Here is a 19,503-nt window from a genome sequence, read left to right as displayed (position 1 = left end):
GGCACCTCGAAAACCGCAAAACATTGACTTGCCCCAAATATAAGCGATATGTTTAAGGGAAATAACGATCGGACCAAACCGTGCGTAACACACTATTGAATTATGAAAATCAGAAATAACTGCAAGCTCTTTCTAGCATTGGTTTCGATCTTTATATCGGCTGCGGTCGTGTTTGGTCAATCTGTCAACGTTATCGAACCGACCGGCGTCCGATCCACCGAACGACCGGCCGGCTGCGGCGACCAATGGGACACGACCTTTACGACCAACGGAGCAGATGATCAGGTAAACGCGATAGTTCCGGACGGGACAGGCGGCTTCTATATCGGTGGTGAATTCGACTCGGTTCAGGGTAGTCCCGCGGTAGGCATCGCCAGATGGAACGGGTCTTCTTGGACAGCTCTCGGTTCTGGTATCAACGGTCAAATTAACGCCATCGCGGTTTCCGGCAATGATGTTTACGTGGGCGGCGATTTTAACGTCGCGGTCACCGGCGGAATGGCAAGAAACGTCGCGAAATGGGACGGCAGCACATGGACGCCCCTCGGAGCCGGCCTCGGTGGCGGAACCCATACAGTCCGTTCTGTAGCAGTGTACGGCGGCGAAGTTTTCTTCGGCGGAAGTTTTAACACCGCCGACGGTTCCCCGGCGTCGGGCATCGTCAAATGGAACGGGACCGCTTATTCCGCCCTGCCAATTGCCGCCGGTGAGATCAGATCGCTCGTCGTGAACGGCGGCAATCTCTACGTCGGCGGAAACGTCGCACTAACTCCCGGACCGGGCATCGGCATCCTCAAATTCGACGGAACAACGTGGTCCGATTTCGGCACGGCAGCGAACACGATAATAACCTCGATCGCGTTCTCCGGTAATGATATGTATGTCGTCGGTGACATCCGGCTTACGGGACAGCAAAATTCCCACGTTGCCAAGTTTGACGGGACCGCGTGGACGCGGATGGGTTCATTCTCGAGCGGGATCATGAATGCGGTGGCGGTGAACAACGGCGAAGTCTACGCGGGCGGATCGATGGACGGCTTTAACAACATTGCACGATGGAATGGCACGAGTTGGTCAGCCCTCGGCTCGGGCATTAACGGCGGCACTAGCATCAGCGAACGCGTCATGGCCCTCGCGAGTATCGGCGGCACGCTTTACGTCGGCGGAAATTATACGACCGCAGGCGGACAGGGAGCTCGAAACATTTCAAAATACGCGTCCCTGATCTGGACGCCGTTCTCCGGGACTGGTTTAGATAGCGCCGCGAATGCGATCGCGGTCTCAGGTAACGATGTTTATGTCGGGGGCTCATTCACATCGGCCGGAACGATAACCGCAAACGGCATCGCAAAATGGAACAGCCTGACAAACACATGGACGACACTTGGTAGCGCGGGAACGCCATTGAGTATCAACGCGATCGCCGTCGCCGGCAGTAAAGTCTATGCCGGCGGCTCGTTTTCAAATATCAGCGGCACATCGGCAAATAACATTGCGGTTTGGAACGGTACTGCGTGGGCACCGCTAGGCACAGGAATAACCGGTGGTAATGGCAGAGTCAGCTTTATTATCGTTCGCGGAGATGACGTTTATGTCGGCGGAGACTTTGCTACGGCCGGAGGCGTTGCGGCGAATCGCGTCGCAAAATGGAACGGCACGGCTTGGAGCGGCTTAAATTCAAGTCATATCCCGACCGCCGTTACCGGAATGGCGTTTATGGGCGACGACCTTTATGTCACCACCGGTACCACGACCATCGCAAATCCGGCTTACTTTTCGAAATATGACGGGACAACCTGGACGATGCTCGGCGGTGCCCTCGGAGACCGCGGGGTTAGCTCGGTCGCGGTCATTGGTTCGGACGTTTATGTGGGCGGAGGGTTTGATTCGATCAACGGAGTGACCGTCAATCGCATTGCAAAGTGGAACGGCTCGTCCTGGTCCGCACTGGGCGGCGGCCTTCCCCCGGCAAGCTTTGGGATCGGCGGCCCCAGGCTCTCAGTTGCCGGAAATGACCTGATCGCAACCGGTGATTTCACGACGGCTACAGGCGGGCCGGCCAATCGGATCGCCAGATGGAACGGAACGGCCTGGACAGGCTTCGGCACCGGACTGAATGCAAACGGCAGTGCTGTCGTCGCTGCGGGCGGCGATATATTTGTCGGCGGACCATTCACGACCGCGGGCTGCAATCAGTCACCGTACTTTGCTCGTTGGCGTGAAAATGTATGGAACGGCGGCACCAGCCCTGACTGGCACACAGGCGCAAATTGGGGCAGCGGTACTGTTCCGGCCGCCAATTCGGGCATCAGCATCGGTGCGAACGACGTGTCGATCACGTCGGCAGATGTGACCGTGAGCAGTCTGATCGTCACGGGCGGCCGCAGCGTGATAATCGGTGCGGGACGCACGCTCACGGTGACCGGCAACCTAGACCTAAGCAGCGGTTCGATCGCGGGGCCGGGAACCTTGGTCGTAAACGACATTAGTTTGAACAACGGCAACATAACCGGACTCGCCGGAATGACCGTTAACGGAAACTTATATCTCACAAGCGGATCGATCGCGGGCAGCGGCCCTGTTGCGATTACGTCGTGTCGGATTTCCGCTCTCGTCGGCGGCAATTCCACCTCATTTATTAATTCGCCTCTTACGAGATGCGTGAACCGTTCCGGAACATTTCGGTTCCCCGTTGGCTCAAACGGTGTTTATGCCCCTGTTGAACTCTTAAATATCACGGGCACGGCCAACTTTACGGTCGAGCCAAAAACCGGTGCCTATTCAGGCACTGCGGCAGGACTTCCGTTAAATCGGCTCCAGCGTTGGTGGAATACGACCAACGGCGGTATTACCATGGCCGATCTTGTCTTCAATTATTCTGATCCTGAGGTCGTTGGCATCGAAGGCCGTTACAGGGCGTACCGCATCAACGGAGGACTTGGGGAACTCGTACCTACGATGCTGAATATTGCGACAAACCGGGCGACAGCAGCAGGCTTGACCTCATTCGGGGCATTTACGCTTGCCGAAGGACCGCCGACCTTTGAAACGCTAAAGGGCCGTATCACCACCCCGCAGAACCGGAAAGCAGACCGTGTGATCGTTACGTTGACCGATCAGTCAGGCAATGTTCGGTACGCTCTCACGAACCCGTTCGGTTATTATCGTTTCCTTAATGTGGAAACCTGGAAGACTTACATGATAAGGCTGCAGTCAAAGAAATATACATTTGCACAGCCGGAACGGACCTTGGAGTTTGTTGACAGCAACCCGGACGTTAACTTTGTCTCGACCGATCATTAACGAAGATAGTCTTCGAGCTTGGTCGAGGCATCGGTCTTGTCGTCGCGGTATTTGACGATGATCGGGCAATAGATCGAAAGTCCGTTCTCCTTGCCGAAACCGCTTGAGACCGCACGCGAACCCTGGACAACGACAGCTCCAGCAGGGATCTCGAGCGGTTTTTCGCCGTCAGATTTGATAACGCGGCCGTTTGGCAGGTCAAATACCGGTGTGGACCGTGTGAGTATTACGCCGCTGGCCAGAACAGCTCCTTCGCGGACTATCGTCCCTTCGTAAACACCCGTGTTCCCACCGACCAGAACGTCGTCCTCGATAATTACCGGCACGGCGCCAACCGGTTCGAGCACGCCGCCGATCTGGGCGGCCGCGGACAGGTGAACGCGTTTGCCGATCTGTGCACATGATCCGACAAGCGCATGGCTGTCGACCATAGTTCCCTCGTCAACGTAAGAACCGACGTTGATATAAGCCGGCGGCACGACCACGACACTCGGCGCCACATAGCTGCCGTCCCTGATCGCGGAGCCGCCCATCACGATCCTGACACCGTCCTCGAGCGTCATCGGGCGCAGCGGAAACGTATCTTTGTCAAAAAACTGCAGCGTCTCTGTCGGCTTGGACATCTCGACGATTTTGCCCATGCGGAATCCGAGCAGAATCCCCTGCTTGACCCACGCGTTCGCGTTCCATGTTCCGCCGGCGTCTTTCTCCGCAGAACGTATCTCGCCGCGCCGCAAGGCGGTCTTAAAATCCTCGTACACAGCGGTCATCGGTCGAAAACTCGGTCTGAGCGAACAGTGCAGTTATTTTTTCCTGTAGAGTCATGTCTTATTTTCTAAATTTATTGTAGATAAACGCCGCAACGGGCCAAATAACTATCTCGAGCGGTATCCAGATGTAGATCGCGAACTCGTCCAACTTCGCATATGCCGAATCGAAGCCGGAATCAACGAGATACCACATTGTCCCAAAGGCGGCGAGGTTCACCACCATTAGTATCGCGGCAACAGCAAAGTAACCGAACGCCGCGTGCTTCTTAACTCCGCCAGCTTTTACAGGGCCTCGAAAGTTGGCGACAAGTACACAGATGATACCGGCGACAAAAAATACCAAGGCCGACCAAAAGAAAACGACCAATGCCATCAGCCCGGAAAGATCAAGATCGAACATACTCAATTTATTCCCCGCCGGTCCGGCGGCACTCGGCTACGACGACAATTTGAGTCCGGCCATCACTTCGCGGAGTTTTTTCCTCGCGGCTTCGGACACAGGCACAAGCGGCAAGCGCAGGTTCTCTTCGAGCAAACCCATTTCCTTCATCACAAATTTGCATGGTGCGGGCGACGACTCGATAAAATTGGCCTCCATCAACGGCAGGATCTTGTAATGGATCCTGCGGGCGAAGTGAAACGAACCATTCAGTGCGTGTTCGACCATTTTTGCGGTTTCCTTTGGGATCTCGTTGGAGCAAACAGACACGAGGCCGTCAGCTCCGAGTGCGATCAGTGGGATCGTCGAAGCATCGTCGCCGGAAAATACCTTAAATCCTTTTGGACGGCCGTTAATTATGTGCGAAACCTGCGAAAAGTCGCCGGATGCTTCCTTTGTCGCGACGATGTTGTCGAATTTCTCAGCCAGACGCAGCGTGGTCTCGGCAGAGATGTTCGACGCTGTTCGCGACGGAACGTTGTACAGCATGATAGGAAAGCCCTTTACCGATCGAGCGATCTCGCTAAAGTGGGCGAACATTCCATCCTGCGTCGGTTTGTTGTAATACGGAGCGACGACAAGCGCCGCGTCGGCACCGGCTTCCCTCGCCCGGCGGGTAAAATCGATCGTCGCGGCGGTGTTGTTGCTGCCGGTTCCGGCGATTACGTGAGCCTTTAGACGCTTCGCGATCTCCACCGTCATTTTGATGACGTGCAGACGCTCGTCCGCCTCCATCGTCACGTTCTCGCCGGTCGTCCCGCACGGCACGAGCAATTTCACGCCGCTCTTCACTTGCCGTTCGACGAGTTTTTTAAAACACGCGTCATCGATCGAACCATCCTTCTTAAAAGGCGTAACAAGCGCCGTCGCACAACCTGTCAACCAATCACTTTTCATACTTGCCCCCATAGGATCGAGATAAGTATATTCCCAAGCACGCTATGGAACAAATTTACTTGTTCGTAAACGAAACGGTGCTATAATTCGCCTGTTCTGAACCAAACAAAACCTATGAAAATACTACTTATATCGTGCGTCGCCGTGGTATTGCTACTCGCGACCGATTCATTCGCTCAAAAGGCTTCGACAATGCGCGTCTGCGGCGATCCATCGGCTGCGTGCACAAAACGGGCCGTGTTCAAGGACGAAGACCTTCCGTTCGAATTTACCGGAAGCAATGTGGTGTCTGAGACGGCTCCGTTCTACGTGGTGATCGTCAAGAGCGTAAAGCTTGCCGAAGGCGCTGACTGCGAAAAGACGCCGGCGGATTTCGACCGTGAGAGCCTGCAGTGGAACTTTCTCAAGAACAAGGCATTCATTGCACGCGGATGCTATTCGATCCAAAACAATTTCTATACAAAGCTCGGAACCAATGTCATTGCCCTCGCCATCTATGCGGGCACGACCAAGGCCGAGGCCGACCTGTTCCTGAAAAAAGTGAAGTCCACCGAGTTCGTCGATGCGAGCGATGCGTATCTACTTCGGATCACGACGGGATTCAATGGTACTTAGTCGCGGTCGCTTTGTAAGCGTCTGTTTTTCATTTGTCCTGCTCGCGGGCTGCTCGTATAGTTACCGGCAGCCTGTCGGCTCGATCGTGCCGTCGCCGACGCCGGTGACTTCCAGAACATTGGCTGACAGATTTTCATTTCCTGTCGGCGACGGTGCGATCCTTACTCAGGCAAAAGATAACAAGGACGACTGGTACAACGCTCTCGAATTCGGAGAGAACGCACATCTCGGCGAAGATTGGAACAAGAATACCGGCGGCAACACCGACTGCGGCGAACCGGTTTATGCTGCTGCCAATGGCGTCGTCACTTATGCCGCCGACGCCGGAGTTGGCTGGGGAAATGTCATTATCGTCGAACACACACTGCCGTCCGGCGACAAGGTGCAGACGCTCTACGGCCACTTGATCGAGATACAAAAAAGCGTGGGCGAGGTAAAAATTCGTGAGCAAATAGGCAAAGTCGGCAACGCCAACGGCCGCTACCCGTGCCATCTGCACTTCGAGATCCGCACCGCCAATTGCCCCGACTGGAACAAAGCCGGCGGCGGCTACGCCAACGACAAAACGGGCTGGACCGACCCTTCGGACTTTATTTATGGACGCCGCTGAGAAACTTTTCTAGTTTCTGGGAATCAAGTAGTCCGTCCGTCCGCACGCCCGAGCAAATATCGAGTCCGTAAGGCCGGACCGAGTCGATGGCTTCGCGAACGTTGTCGGGATCGAGTCCGCCCGCGAGGAAAACGGGCTTGCCGCAGGTCTCGACGATCCGCCGCGACAACGACCAATCGTGCCGCCGCCCTGTTCCGCCAAGCTCTTTTATTTCTAATGACGGATTCCCGCTGTCAAGCAGTATCGCGTCCACAAACTCAGCCAGTTCGGCCGCTTCGTCCACCGACCGCTCGCCCGTCACATGCACGACCCGCACCAACTTCACATGCGGCAAGGCCTCGCGGATCGGCGCATAATCGCGTCCATGCAGTTCGTCGACGATCTGAATAGTATTCGTCTTAGTTCGCTGATGATGCTTGATAATTCCCTGCGGCGTCTGTTCGGACGTCAGTAAGAACGTTGCGATCGGCGGCGGCACGGACCTGGCAATGCGATAGATCAATTCATCAGCGATCGGCCCCGGCCCGGAAGGCATCTTCCCGACAAGCCCAATTGCGTCCGCCCCGGCATCTATCGCTAACGCAGCCTCGCTCTCGCTAGAAATACAGCAGATCTTTATTCGCGGCAAAGCCATAATCAAACAGGATCAACAGGACAGGCAGGATCAGAGATATCTTGTCCATCCTGTCTATCCTGTTTGAATGATTTCATCTAGAACATCGGTGAATTCGTAAAAGCCCGTCTTCCCGGCGATCCATTCGGCGGCCAAAACAGCACCGGACGCGAAGCCTTCGCGGGAGCGGGCGGTGTGTTCGAGCAGGATCTGGTCCGCCGCACCGTCGAAACCGACGCGGTGCGTGCCGGGAATGTTACCGGCCCGCGTGGCCGCGACTGCAATATCTTTGTTAAGGTGCTTCTCGACGATGCTCTTGATCTTGAGGGCAGTGCCCGAGGGCGAATCTAACTTACGGGAATGGTGTTGCTCTTCGATAAACGCCTCGTACTCGGGGAATTTAGCAAAAACCTCAGAGGCGTACTCCGCGATCTTGTAGAACAGGTTCACGCCGATCGAGAAATTGGCCCCGAACACCAAACTTCCGTTGCCGGCACTGACGACATGCTCGATCTCGCCTCGCTGTTCGTTCCAACCAGTCGTCCCCAAAACCACGGGAACCCTGGCCATCACGCAAGCCTCGACATTTCGCCTTACGGCCATCGCAACCGTAAAATCGATCGCCGCGTCGCAGCCCTTCAACTTTGCCGCAACCTCGCCGGGAAACGAATTCGCGTCCTCGTCATCAATGATCACCCCGATCTCATGCCCGCGCCCAGCCGCAACGCGCTCGATCAGCTTCCCCATCGCTCCGTAACCTATTAAAGCAATCTTCATATCTGTAGTTTTGAAAAAGGATCAGGAAGAAACTTAACCGCAGATGAACGCGGATGAACACAGATAAGAAAAAAAAGGAATGCCCAACGGTTTCATATATCGGCGTTTATCTGCGTCCATCTGCGGTTAATTCCTTTTTACTTCCTCGCGAACATGTCACTATGCGGTCAAAAGTCTTTTCACCAACGCCACGTACAATTCGACCGCCGTTTCGAGGTCTTTTTTTAACACGAACTCGTCTTTCGTGTGAGCCACAAGTATCGACCCAGGCCCGAGCAAGAGCGGCTGACCCCATATGCCCAGGTGCGGGATGTCGGTGGTGAAACGCACGACCTTTTGTTTGAATCCATCGACCGCCAGCATTTTGACCGGCAGGCTGTAAGACATGATCTCGAGTTCGCCACGATCGCGGATGAGATTTTCGAGGGCGTCGCGGATCGGTTCCATCGGTGTCGTTAGGCGAATGAGAATTCCACATTCCGCGTGCGGCGGAATGACGTTAAGAGCGATGCCGCCGTCGAGCGTTGCGAGATTGACCGTCGTCTCGCCAAAGAACTCGTCGTTTGGAAATTTCGTATGCCGAACGTCCTCAAGTATATCCAGCAACTTTTCGATCGCGGAATCGCCCATCTCAGGATAGGCCGAATGCGCGGCTTTGCCGCTTGTCTTTATTTTTGCCCGAAACGCTCCCTTTGAACCTATCGCGAGGTCGTTGTCGGTCGGTTCGCCGTTGATCAGATACTCGCACTTCGCCGCCAAAGGATGGTCATTCGCGACCTTCGCTCCGGTCGACGCACGTTCTTCCTCGACCGTGTAGAGCAATCCGATATCCTCGATCCCATCTCGACGCAGCAATTCGGCGGCCGTGATCTGCGCTGCAATTATGCCCTTCGCGTCGCACGAACCGCGGCCATATATCTTCTCGTCGTCCTCCGCCGGAGCAATAAACGGCGGCACCGTATCCATATGCGTCGAAAGCCAAACGCGAGGCGTGTCGTTCAAATAGGCGATGATGTTGTTTTGAGTGTCGGTGACTTTTTGTAACTCTACTGTCCACCCGAGCGACTCGAGATGATCACGCAGCCAAAATCCAACAGCTTCCTCATCGCCGGAAATGGACGGGATCGACATCAGTTGTTTTGTTAGTTGAAACAGCTCCATCATGTTCTTTTCTTCAAACCTATTGTGTAATTACGAATTACTAATTATTCATAAGACTGAAGAACTGCATATGCAGCTTCTTGATCACGTCCGCAACTTCATCTTCTTTGATCACAAATGTCAGGTTCACACTCGAGGCCCCATGCGAGATGAGTGCAACGTTAACGTCTTTGATCGTCGAGAAAACCTTAGATGCCAAACCGGTCGAAGCTCGGAGTCCTTCGCCGACGACGCAGATGACGGCGTAGCCGGGATCGACCTCGACGTCGCCAAGGCGTTCGAGTTCAGTCACGATCTTGTCTAGTTCGGCGGTGTTGTCGAGCGTGAGGGCGATCGAAACCTCTGAGGTCGAGATGACATCGATCACGGTTCGAAACCGCTCGAACACCTGAAACACCGCGCTCATAAATCCGTAGCTGCCGAGCATTCGAGCCGACGAGATGCGCAAGATGGTGATGTTTTTCTTGTGGGCGATCGATTTGATCTTGTTCGGAGCCTCGGCACTGTCGGCACGCACCATCGTGCCGATCTCGTCTGGTTCAAATGTGTTGCAAACGCGAACCGGTATTGAATTATCCACAGCCGGCTTGATCGTTTTGGGGTGCAAAACCTTGGCACCGAAGTAGGCAAGTTCCGCAGCTTCTTCGTAGCTCAAGACCGGGATCGTCCTGGCCGAGTCGCAAATGCGCGGGTCGCACGTCATCACGCCTGTCACGTCGGTCCAGATCTGTAGCTCGTTCGCACCCAAAGCAGCGGCGACAATCGCGGCCGAATAATCCGAGCCGCCACGACCCAAAGTGGTCGTTTCGCCGCCGCGATTTGCCGCGATGAAGCCGCCCATGATCGGCACTTCGCCGGCGGCGATCAGCGGTTCGAGTTCGAGCCTGACGAGCTCGTTGGTCTCGTCGATCAGCGGTTGAGCGGCACCGTATTCGTCGTCGGTGACGATCAAACGGCGTGCATCGACCTGCCTCGTGTTCAGACCCTTGGCTTTCAAAACCTCCGCCAACAGCCGCGACGAAAGCTGTTCGCCGTACGAAACGATCGCGTCCTTGAGCATTGACAGCGGCAGCGAACGCCGGGAAACGCGGATCAGCAGATCAGCAAGCTCGCCGCGGGCGAATTCCAACTCGCCGTTAAATGCATTCGGAGTTCCGTCAGGGATGAATTGCCTGGAAACCTCGACGTGGCGGTCAAAATGCGGTTCGAGCGTGGCGATTGCTTCGGCGAAATCGCCTTTCTTTGCTACCTCGAATGCAGAAAGCAGAGCATCCGTCACCTTCGTCATCGCCGAAACGACTACGACCGGATGTCGTGCTATCTGCGTGGAAACGATATGAAAAACGCGCTCAAAGGCAGCCACGTCGCCGACCGACGTACCGCCGAATTTCATTACTGTTGGGCCTTGGCTGCTCAATGCGTTCAAATCGAATGAATCTAATCCAGCTAAGAAATATTCTACGATAGATTCGGCCGTTTCGCTTTCGCAACCGAGAAAAAAGCATTTGCGACCTTAAAAGGCGACAACCTCAGCTTGGCCGACACGGCCGATCGTCTGATATCCGAACAACTCAATGTCGGGCGTCAGATAGCCGTCTTTCACGGGCTCTTCGCGAACCAAATCGGTGCTCAGGTATTTTTTGTTGTCGTCGGAAAAAACGGTCGCGACTATCGCGTCAGCGCCGAGCTTTTCGAGGGCCATCAGGGCACCGAGGAAGTTCGCACCTGACGAAATGCCGACCGCCAAACCGAGATCGGCCGCCAGCTTTTGTGCCATTAAGATCGAATCGCCGTCGGAAACGGTTATGATCTCATCGAGCTTTGGCAGATCGCAGATCGCGGGGATAAATTCGTCGGAGATGCCCTGAATGCGGTGGCTGCCGACATTGTGGCCGACCGTTAACGTCGGTGATTCGGCGGGCTCGAGCGGGTGCATTTTGATGTCAGGGTTCTTTTCGCGAAGGAAAGCGGCCGTGCCCATTATCGTTCCGCCGGTTCCGACGCCTGCGACGAACGCATCCGGCTCAAAGCCGACCTTCTTCAACTGTGCCCAGATCTCGGGCCCGGTCGTCAGGTAATGAGCCTCAGCGTTCGAAAGATTTGAGAATTGATGCGGCAGGAAAACTCGTCGATGTTCGTATTTGAATGCATCCGCAAGCTCGATGCTGCCTACAAATCCGCCCTGTTCGTGGCTGACGAGCGTTACGTCCGCTCCGTAGCTCTTGATCAGCGAGATCCGCTCTTTGCTCATCCAATCAGGCATAAAAACATGCACCGGATTGCCGAATGCATGGCCGATCGCCGCGAAGGAAATACCCGTATTGCCGCTCGTCGCCTCGGCGATGATGTCGCCTTTGCGGATCTGTTCGTCGCGGTAGGCTGAGCAGATGATGTGTAGGGCCATTCGGTCCTTGATGCTCCCCGTCAGATTAAGGTGTTCGGCCTTGGCAAAGATCGTCCGGCGTTTGCCTTTGTAGTGGAAATGGACGGCGAGAAGCGGCGTATTGCCGATCAGATTTTCGACATAGCTCGAACTCGACGGGACGGCACTGAAATGATTTTGATATTCGGCAAGGCTTGAGGTATTCATATGGTTACTCGCACAAAAATGCTCGTAATAACTGCATATCACGCCGCGACAGCCTTCTCTGTGCTAAATGTCACAATTTGCGATCTAGCCGCAAAGAACAGCACCGCCGTTGATGTTTAGAATTTCGCCTGTGATGTGCCGCGACCAATCGGAAAGCAAAAAACAGATCGAAAGAGCGATGTCATCGGTCGTCGCGATGCGTTTTAGCGGTATCGAATCGATTACGCTTTGTTCGTAAACTTTGTCTTCAAAAACGGGCCGAACCATCGCGGTCTCGATCCAGCCGGGAGCGACCGCGTTGACGCGGATCTTTGGGCAAAGTTCACTCGCGAGGGCCTTTGTAAACGATATCTGGCCGCCCTTTGACGCGGCATAATTCGAATAGCCAGCCTCACCGCGTTGTCCGGCGGTCGATGAGACCATCACGATCGCCGCGGATGGTTGCTTTTTCATCGCCGGAACGCACGCCTTTGTCATCGCCCAGGCCGATTTTAGGTTGGTGTTGATGACCTTGTTCCAAAGCTCTTCGGACATGTCCTCGATCGCGGCACCATCCCAGACCCCGGCATTGCAAACGAGGAGATCGATGCGTCCAAAGCTCTCGAGCGTTTGCTTGGCGATCTCCTGAGCACCTGAAAACTCCGAAACGTCTGCCCTGACCGAGATCGCACCTACGCCTTTTTTCTTGCACATCTCGACCGTCTCAAAAGCCTCGGCGTCGTTGCTCAAATAATTGACCACAACATTTGCCCCGGCCTCTGCTAGCCGTAGGGCCGTCGCACGTCCAACGCCTCGCGAAGCGCCTGTCACGATCGCTGTTTTACCGGCAAAAAGGTTATTAGGAAGCTGAATTGTCGAATCTACCTGGCTCATATAGGTGAAATCTCAGATGCAAAGTTCGATATTAATCCCCGCTTTAAGATGAAATTCTCCGGCTATTGTTTGTGTATGAATTTATCTGCGGAATTGGCAGATTGCAAATCGCGCGAGTTTTGCGATGGCTGGAGATACAATTACTACCAAACATAAAATTACGCTTACAGACGTTGCGGCCGTTTCAATGGTAGCCGTGTTTCTGTATCTGCTGCTTTTCAAACTACCGTTCGCTCCATTCTATCTCGAGGACGACCATCTCATATTTCTCGACAATGCCGCCAGGATGTTGGGCGGCGAGCGTTTATATGCCGACTTTTTCCAGTTCTCTTTCCCGGGCGGGCAAGTGTTCTATTTGGTGCTGTTCGCGATATTTGGGGTCAAGTATTGGCTGCTGAATTCTGCTATCATCGCGGCTTGGTCGCTCACATTCTGGTTCGCCCTGCGCATTTCAAAGCGCCTGATCGACGGCCCGCTCGCTTATATGCCGCCGATGCTGTTCGCTTTTTTGGGGCTGCGGTGGTTCGGTCTTGACGGTTCGCACCGGTCGCTAAGCCCGATATTTGTTTGGGCGGCGTTGCTTCTGCTGCTTAAGGCACGAACACCGATCTTCCTTGCGATCGCCGGATCATTGTGTGCGGCATCTGCATTTTTCACCCAGCAACGCGGCCTCGTCGCTGCGGCCGCGATGGTCGTCTTTGTCGCCGTCGATAATTATTCTCGTTCTGCGTCGTTCAAGAAAACGGTAAAGGATGTCGCGATCATTGGCACGTCGTTTGGGTTAACACTCGCCGCCCTTTGCTCATATTTCATCGTGACGGTCGGCCTCGGCAACTTTCTCGCTTCGACGCTCGAATATCCTTCGAAATATTATCACTACGATCCGTCGAACAACCCCGGCGTCTTCCTTCGGCACCTTAGATACGCGTTCAGTTCCGAAGCGATGACGCTCGAATTTGTGCCTGCGCTGTTTTACGCTTTCGGCGTCCCGCTCGCATTGATTACATTCTTCGCCGTGTTTCTGCATTACCGAAAACAGCACGACTGGGAATTTTGGCGGGTTCCAATGCTGGTCGCGATCCTTGGGCTGTTTCTCGTTCTCTCGACGACCGCCCCGAGTCAGGTTCGCTATTTCCCTATCGCCATACCGTCACTTGTGCTGATGTTTTGGCTGGTGGACTTTTCCGGCGTACTCAAACGGTATCAGTTACTACTCGTCCGCGCGGCATGTTTGTGCTTGATCGCGGTATCGGTTTTCTTTGTAATCAAGGTTCAGCGTCGTGCTGATTACAAAGAGCTCACGACGGCTCGCGGCACCGTGATCTACGCCCAAAGCGATGCGATGGAACGCTACTCATTCCTGAACGAACACACTAAGCCCGGCGATTTTGTATTCGAGACACCTTTCCCTTATGTTTATTTCATGCTCGATCTGCGAAACGCATCGCGTTTTTCGCAGTTCGTTCCGTCAGAATACACGCGGCCAGAGCAAGTTTCCGCTGCGGTCAATGACCTCGAAACTACGCGTCCGCGCTATATTCTATGGAGCAGTAAAAATAACAAACCCGACGCCGAACGCCAAAAAGGCGACAATCTCGGGCCGCTCTCGAACTACATTTTGGAAACGTATGTGCCCGTCGACATGACAGACCGTACCGACAAACCCTCGATCGAGATCTGGCAGCGAAAGGGCATCGGCCTCGAACCTTAGTAATGCAAAATATTCTCGAAGATCAGCCTATCGCCTGGACACCGACGCCCGACGTAATCGAACGGGCGCAGCTTACAAAGTTCATGAAGCAAGTCGGCGTGACGACGTGGGACGAACTTTATGCGTATTCGATCAACGATGTCGAGATGTTCACCGCCGAGGTTTTGCGTTTTCTCGACATAAAATTCGATCCGCCATACGAAAAGCTGCTCGACACTTCAGACGGAATCGAATTCCCAAAATGGTGCCAAGGCGGCGGCCTAAACATTACCGAAATGTGCCTCGATCGCTGGCAGACAGACGAGATGAAAGACCATCCCGCGGTTATTTCCGACGACGAAAGTGGACGACCGCTTTCTACAAGTTACGAAGTACTTCTGGAGGAAGTTGAAGAAATCGCTTCTGGGTTGAGAGCCCTCGGCTTTGTAAAAGGTGATGCGATCGGTGTCCACTTGCCGATGATGCTCGAGACAGTCACTTCTCTTCTCGCCATCGGTCGAATCGGCTGTATTGCGGTTCCGGTATTTTCGGGTTATGGTGTCGAAGCGATAGCGAGCCGGCTCAATGCGGTGAAAGCGGTTGGCCTCATCACTTGTGATGGTTTTATGAGGCGGGGCAAAGTTTTCAACGCGTTGGACGTTGCTGTCGAGGCCGTGTCGCTTTGCTCCACCATCAAACATGTCCTTGTTTGCAATCGGACGATCCAACTTACGTGTCCATTTCCGTCCGATAAATTCATAGAGTTCGATGACTTAATTACCTTGGGCGAAAATTTCGAGACACGACCACTCGAACCAACCTCCGCCGAAGATCCGCTTATTATCCTCTACACCTCCGGCACGACCGGCAAGCCGAAGGGCATTGCTCATACCCATGCGAGTTTTCCGATCAAGGCGGCTCAGGATATGGCGTTTGGGACGGACGTCGGTAAGGACACGCGGATATCGTGGTACACCGACATCGGCTGGATGATGGGGCCGTGGCTGATCTACGGGGCGTTGATAAACGGTGCGACGATCTGTATTTACGACGGGGCACCTGACTATCCGGAGCCCGACCGAATGTGGGAGTTTTGTGCCAAACACAAGGTGGAAATACTTGGCATTTCACCGACGTTGATAAGGGCATTGTCGAACTGCGGCGACGAACTTCCAAAGAAGCACGATCTAAGTTCCCTGCGTGCATTTGCCTCGACCGGCGAGCCGTGGAATCCGGCTCCGTGGTGGTGGCTTTTCGAAAAGGTCGGCGACAGCAAACTCCCGATCATCAACTACAGCGGCGGCACCGAGATCTCCGGCGGCATCGTGATGGGCAACCCGCTCCTGCCGCTCAAGCCGTGCTCGTTCCCCGCTCCGTGTCCGGGGATGGACGTCGATATTCTCGATGACGAAGGCAATTCCGTCGGCCCAGGAAAGGTCGGCGAACTCGTCATCAAACAACCCTGGATCGGCATGGCACGCGGATTTTGGCAGGAGAAAGAACGCTATCTCGACACGTATTGGCGGCGTTTCAAAGATATTTGGGTCCACGGCGATTTTGCGATGCGGGACAAGGACAACCACTGGTTCATCCTCGGCCGCAGCGACGACACGCTAAAGGTCGCGGGAAAACGCGTCGGCCCCGCCGAGGTCGAAAGTTTATTGGTCGCTCATTCGCTCGTCACCGAAGCCGCCGTCATCGGCGTCCCCGACGAAGTAAAAGGCACCGCGATGGTAGCATTCGTAGTGCAAAATGATGAATACAGAATATCGAATATCGAATCGACGGAAAATGAAGATCCGACATTCGAAATTCGAAATTCGAAATTCGAAATTGAGCTAAAGGCTCTAGTCGCCAAAGACATGGGCAAACCGCTTGCTCCATCAAAGATCCATTTCGTTTCGGCTCTGCCAAAGACGCGAAATGCCAAGGTAATGCGGCGCGTGATCCGCTCGGCTTACCTCGGCGAAGATCCGGGCGACCTCTCGGCACTCGAAAACCCGCGATCCGTGAAAGAAATTCAACAGCTGCGCAAGTAACAAGTCCTGCGATAGGTTTGTTACAATCCGACCTAATGGCGAAAGCGAAGCAAGTCCCTGCTATTAGCGATGCCGCCGATCCGTTTCGATGGGCAGCGGACGTGCTGCTGCTTCGATTTGACGAGGTCGTGAACTTCGGCGGAGCCGTGACTGTCGAGTGGAACGTCAATGCGGTCCACGACATGCGGGTTGCTCTCCGCCGCCTTCGAAGTGCCTTGCGGGATCTCAGCCCGATGATCGACGGTAAGTCGATAAGGCGTATCAAAGCGGCTCTCAAGAAGATCGCCGCAACTCTCGGCAAAGTTCGCGATCTGGATGTTGCGATCATCGCCATGGAGGGCCTATCAGTCGAAACCCGGAATGACCCAAACAAGACGGGCATCGACGCACTCATCGCCAAACTCAGAATCCAACGCGAAAACGGCCATGCCGGTATTCGGAAGACGTTCAAGTCGATCTCGGTCGAAGGTCTGCGAAACGGCTTTTTGCAGCAGATCGAAGGCCCGCGTTGCCGAAGGCATCTTTCCCGGCCCGCGGATCTTTTTGAGGTAGGCCGAAGTGTTATCGACACCCGACTCGATCTACTCTGTTCCGCTAGCAATGCACTTTTTACGCCGTTTGACGGGGCTCGGCTGCACGAATTGCGGATCGCTGCAAAGCGGCTTCGATACGCCCTCGAGCTTTTTGAGTCCGGATGGCCTGATAAGTACGGGGGATTCGTGAAAGAGATATCCAAGCTGCAAGCCCACCTCGGCGAAGTGCACGATTGCGATCTGTGGATCGACAAACTCTCGAGACGCCTTACTGAAAAAGACTCTCGAAAGATGGCAAAGTCACCGATCTCGACGGCCGCAGCGTGGCTTTTATCCAAATTTGTCGAGAAACGCGGAAGAGAATACGGCAAAGCTCTCGGCCTCTGGCTCGAATGGACCGCGAATGACTTTGTCGAACGTCTCCGAACACGGACCGCTGCACTCTAATTTGATGGTCGAATGCCTATTTCTAACGGCCGCGTCGTCCAAATGGTAACGCCTTACGCTTCGATTCGGACCCAAACGCTGCTGAATGCCGCGTTACCGGTCAGCTCATCGATCATGGCCTCGTCCGTCAGGTCGTTGATTGAAACGCCTGAATGTTCGGCGGCAGTGTCCAGTTTTACCCCTTTTCGGCCATGTCCGTATCCGTGCGGTATCGAGACCACGCCGGGGGCGATGTTGGGGGTGACCTCTACCGGCAGCTCGATCGAACCGACACGTGAATTCACATTCACGATCTGACCGTTTTCTAGTGACAGCTCTTTCGCATCCGCATCATTTATCATCAACGTGCAGCGATTCTTTCCTTTCATCAGCGTATCGCTATTGTGCAGCCACGAATTGCAGTCGCGCAGGTGGCGGCGGCCGATAAGGGCGAAAGGAAATTCGAGGTTTTTTGCGATCACAGCACTCTTTTTCAATCTATTCACATCTGCAACAAGCGACGCCGGTGCGATGTCGATCCTTTTATTTGCGGTCAACAGCCTTTCGGGCAAGCACGCCTGTAATTCGCCCAGATCGATGCCGTGCGGCGACTGCTTTAATTTGTCGAGCGGCATCTGATATTTGCCGAACTGCAAACCCAAACTCAATTTCAGCTCCGGCGGTTCGGGTCTATACGATTCCAGAGTACCAGTCAGCCGAGCGGTCAATTCCTGAAATATCTGCCAATCATAGCGAGCGGTCTCGGCCTTTTCGAACAGCGGACCGGAATATTTCGCCGTATTTCTGACGGCAAAGGTGTTAAAGACCACGTCGTAATGCGAACTTTCGAGATTGGTCACGGGCGGCAGGATGGTATTGGCGTGCCGCGTCGTCTCGTTTATGTAGAAGTCGATAGACACCATAAAATCGAGACCTTCGAGGGCACGGTCGAGTTGTCCGCCGTTCGGCGTGGACAGCACGGGATTTCCGCAGCTTGTTACAAGTGCCTTGATCTGGCCTTCGCCTTCGGTCTGCATTTCCTCGGCAAGAGCGGAGACCGGCAGTTCGCCCATAAATTCCGGTCGTTTCCTGACGCGGCTTTGCCAACGATCATGAATGCTGCCGCCCTTTGCCACCTGCAAAAGGTCGAACGCCGGTGCGGTGAACATCGCTCCGCCCGCACGGTCGAAATTACCGGTCAGGATATTGATCGCATTGATCAGCCATTGGCAAAGCCCGCCGAAAGCCTGCGTCGAAAGCCCGATGCGGCCATAGCAAACCGCACTTACGGCACTTGCAAATTCACGGGTCAATCGAACGATCTCCGCCGCCGGTATGCCTGTCATTTCTTCGGCCATTTCGGTTGAAAAGTCGTTCGAAACCGATCTGAGCGCTTCGATGCCGTCGGTAAAGTCATCCAACCTGTCGAGATCGATCAATCCCTCGCTAAAGAGTGTGTGAACCATAGCGAGCAGCAGGCACGCATCCGATGACGGTCTTATAAAAAAATGCTCATCCGCTACACGCGTCGTTTCGGTTCGTCGCGGATCGATCAACACGACCTTGCCTCCGCGTTTCTTGATCGCATTAAGGCGGTTGATGATGTCCGGCGAGGTCATCAGGCTGCCGTTCGACGCGAGCGGATTCGCTCCGAGAATTAGAAAATACTCCGTGCGGTCGATGTCCGGGATCGGGATCAAAAACGGATGACCAAGCATTGTCCAACTCGCGAAATGATGCGGCAATTGATCGACAGAAGTCGCCGAATAGTTGTTCTTCGTTCCGAGAGCTTTGAGCAGATCGCGGCTGTTGAGCATCGTGCCGAGATTATGGACCGTTGGATTGCCCTGATAAACGGCGACTGCATCGCGTCCGTATTTCGTCTGTGTCGCCGCCAATCGCGCTGCCGTTTCGTCAAATGCCTCGGTCCAACCGATCTCACGCCAGCCGTCCGCGGTCCGTTTAACGGGCATTCGCAGGCGGTTCGGGTCTTCGTAAATGTCGCGTAAGGCCAAGGCCTTCGGACAGATATGCCCACGCGAAAACGGATCGAGTTTGTCGCCCGTGATCGAGACGATCGCACCTTGCTCATGCGTGATCTCGATCCCGCAAATGGCTTCGCAAAGGTTGCAGTTACGATAGTGCTTTTCTTCCATCCGAACCTCGA

16 protein-coding genes are annotated in these 19,503 nt (G+C 54.5%); 6 read left to right on the top strand and 10 right to left on the bottom strand.

Annotated features, from left to right (window positions below):
* The first annotated feature begins 102 nt into the window (after nt 1-102).
* On the top strand, nt 103-3,303 hold the full coding sequence (locus IPK01_10230; protein ID MBK7933860.1) for a hypothetical protein: 3,201 nt from the start codon (nt 103-105) through the stop codon (nt 3,301-3,303).
* Here the strand turns inward: IPK01_10230 and IPK01_10225 are convergent.
* Genes IPK01_10225 through IPK01_10215 form a run of 3 tightly spaced genes read right to left on the bottom strand, consistent with a single transcriptional unit; the run spans nt 3,300 to nt 5,409 of the window.
* On the bottom strand, nt 3,300-4,073 hold the full coding sequence (locus IPK01_10225; protein ID MBK7933859.1) for a 2,3,4,5-tetrahydropyridine-2,6-dicarboxylate N-succinyltransferase: 774 nt from the start codon (nt 4,071-4,073) through the stop codon (nt 3,300-3,302). The genes IPK01_10230 and IPK01_10225 overlap by 4 nt on opposite strands.
* Nucleotides 4,074-4,131: 58 nt before the next feature.
* A complete protein-coding gene (locus IPK01_10220; protein MBK7933858.1) occupies nt 4,132-4,473 on the bottom strand; it encodes a hypothetical protein in 342 nt (113 codons plus the stop codon).
* A 36-nt stretch (nt 4,474-4,509) separates the two neighbouring features.
* Nucleotides 4,510-5,409, bottom strand: coding sequence for a 4-hydroxy-tetrahydrodipicolinate synthase (locus IPK01_10215; GenBank protein MBK7933857.1), 900 nt, complete (start codon nt 5,407-5,409; stop codon nt 4,510-4,512).
* A 114-nt stretch (nt 5,410-5,523) separates the two neighbouring features.
* On the opposite strand from IPK01_10215, the gene IPK01_10210 reads away from it, so the two are divergent.
* Nucleotides 5,524-6,024, top strand: a complete 501-nt coding sequence (locus IPK01_10210; protein ID MBK7933856.1) for a hypothetical protein — start codon at nt 5,524-5,526, stop codon at nt 6,022-6,024.
* Nucleotides 6,014-6,634, top strand: coding sequence for a M23 family metallopeptidase (locus tag IPK01_10205; GenBank protein MBK7933855.1), 621 nt, complete (start codon nt 6,014-6,016; stop codon nt 6,632-6,634). The genes IPK01_10210 and IPK01_10205 overlap by 11 nt, the downstream gene beginning before the upstream one ends.
* Here the strand turns inward: IPK01_10205 and IPK01_10200 are convergent.
* From IPK01_10200 to IPK01_10175, 6 genes are all read right to left on the bottom strand, one after another.
* Nucleotides 6,615-7,268: a phosphoribosylanthranilate isomerase gene (locus IPK01_10200; protein MBK7933854.1), complete on the bottom strand. Its 654-nt coding sequence runs from the start codon at nt 7,266-7,268 to the stop codon at nt 6,615-6,617. The two genes, IPK01_10205 and IPK01_10200, sit on opposite strands and share 20 nt — an antisense overlap.
* Nucleotides 7,269-7,322: 54 nt before the next feature.
* A complete protein-coding gene (locus tag IPK01_10195; protein ID MBK7933853.1) occupies nt 7,323-8,024 on the bottom strand; it encodes a 4-hydroxy-tetrahydrodipicolinate reductase in 702 nt (233 codons plus the stop codon).
* A 159-nt stretch (nt 8,025-8,183) separates the two neighbouring features.
* A complete protein-coding gene (locus IPK01_10190) occupies nt 8,184-9,185 on the bottom strand; it encodes a M20/M25/M40 family metallo-hydrolase (protein MBK7933852.1) in 1,002 nt (333 codons plus the stop codon).
* Between the two features lie 40 nt (nt 9,186-9,225).
* On the bottom strand, nt 9,226-10,578 hold the full coding sequence (lysC, locus tag IPK01_10185; protein MBK7933851.1) for a lysine-sensitive aspartokinase 3: 1,353 nt from the start codon (nt 10,576-10,578) through the stop codon (nt 9,226-9,228).
* A 120-nt stretch (nt 10,579-10,698) separates the two neighbouring features.
* Nucleotides 10,699-11,775 carry a PLP-dependent cysteine synthase family protein gene (locus IPK01_10180; GenBank protein MBK7933850.1) on the bottom strand — a complete coding sequence of 359 codons (1,077 nt, stop codon included), beginning with the start codon at nt 11,773-11,775 and terminating at the stop codon, nt 10,699-10,701.
* Nucleotides 11,776-11,859: 84 nt separating this feature from the next.
* Complete coding sequence (locus IPK01_10175; protein ID MBK7933849.1) at nt 11,860-12,648, bottom strand: 3-oxoacyl-ACP reductase FabG; 789 nt, start codon at nt 12,646-12,648, stop codon at nt 11,860-11,862.
* 124 nt (nt 12,649-12,772) lie between these two features.
* On the opposite strand from IPK01_10175, the gene IPK01_10170 reads away from it, so the two are divergent.
* The 3 genes from IPK01_10170 to IPK01_10160 are packed head-to-tail and all read left to right on the top strand — an operon-like array spanning nt 12,773 to nt 17,357.
* Nucleotides 12,773-14,359: a hypothetical protein gene (locus IPK01_10170; GenBank protein ID MBK7933848.1), complete on the top strand. Its 1,587-nt coding sequence runs from the start codon at nt 12,773-12,775 to the stop codon at nt 14,357-14,359.
* 2 nt (nt 14,360-14,361) lie between these two features.
* Nucleotides 14,362-16,377 (top strand): AMP-binding protein, encoded by a 2,016-nt coding sequence (locus IPK01_10165; protein ID MBK7933847.1) that lies wholly within the window; start codon nt 14,362-14,364, stop codon nt 16,375-16,377.
* A gap of 35 nt (nt 16,378-16,412) precedes the next feature.
* Nucleotides 16,413-17,357 (top strand): CHAD domain-containing protein, encoded by a 945-nt coding sequence (locus IPK01_10160; GenBank protein ID MBK7933846.1) that lies wholly within the window; start codon nt 16,413-16,415, stop codon nt 17,355-17,357.
* Nucleotides 17,358-17,410: 53 nt separating this feature from the next.
* On the opposite strand, the gene IPK01_10155 is transcribed toward IPK01_10160, so the two are convergent.
* A complete protein-coding gene (locus IPK01_10155; GenBank protein MBK7933845.1) occupies nt 17,411-19,492 on the bottom strand; it encodes a molybdopterin-dependent oxidoreductase in 2,082 nt (693 codons plus the stop codon).
* Nucleotides 19,493-19,503 lie beyond the last annotated feature (11 nt).

The organism is Acidobacteriota bacterium (genome assembly GCA_016713675.1).
Lineage (GTDB): Bacteria > Acidobacteriota > Blastocatellia > Pyrinomonadales > Pyrinomonadaceae > OLB17.
Note: the sequence above shows the minus strand (reverse complement) of the source record. Positions and strands in the feature narration are given on the sequence as shown.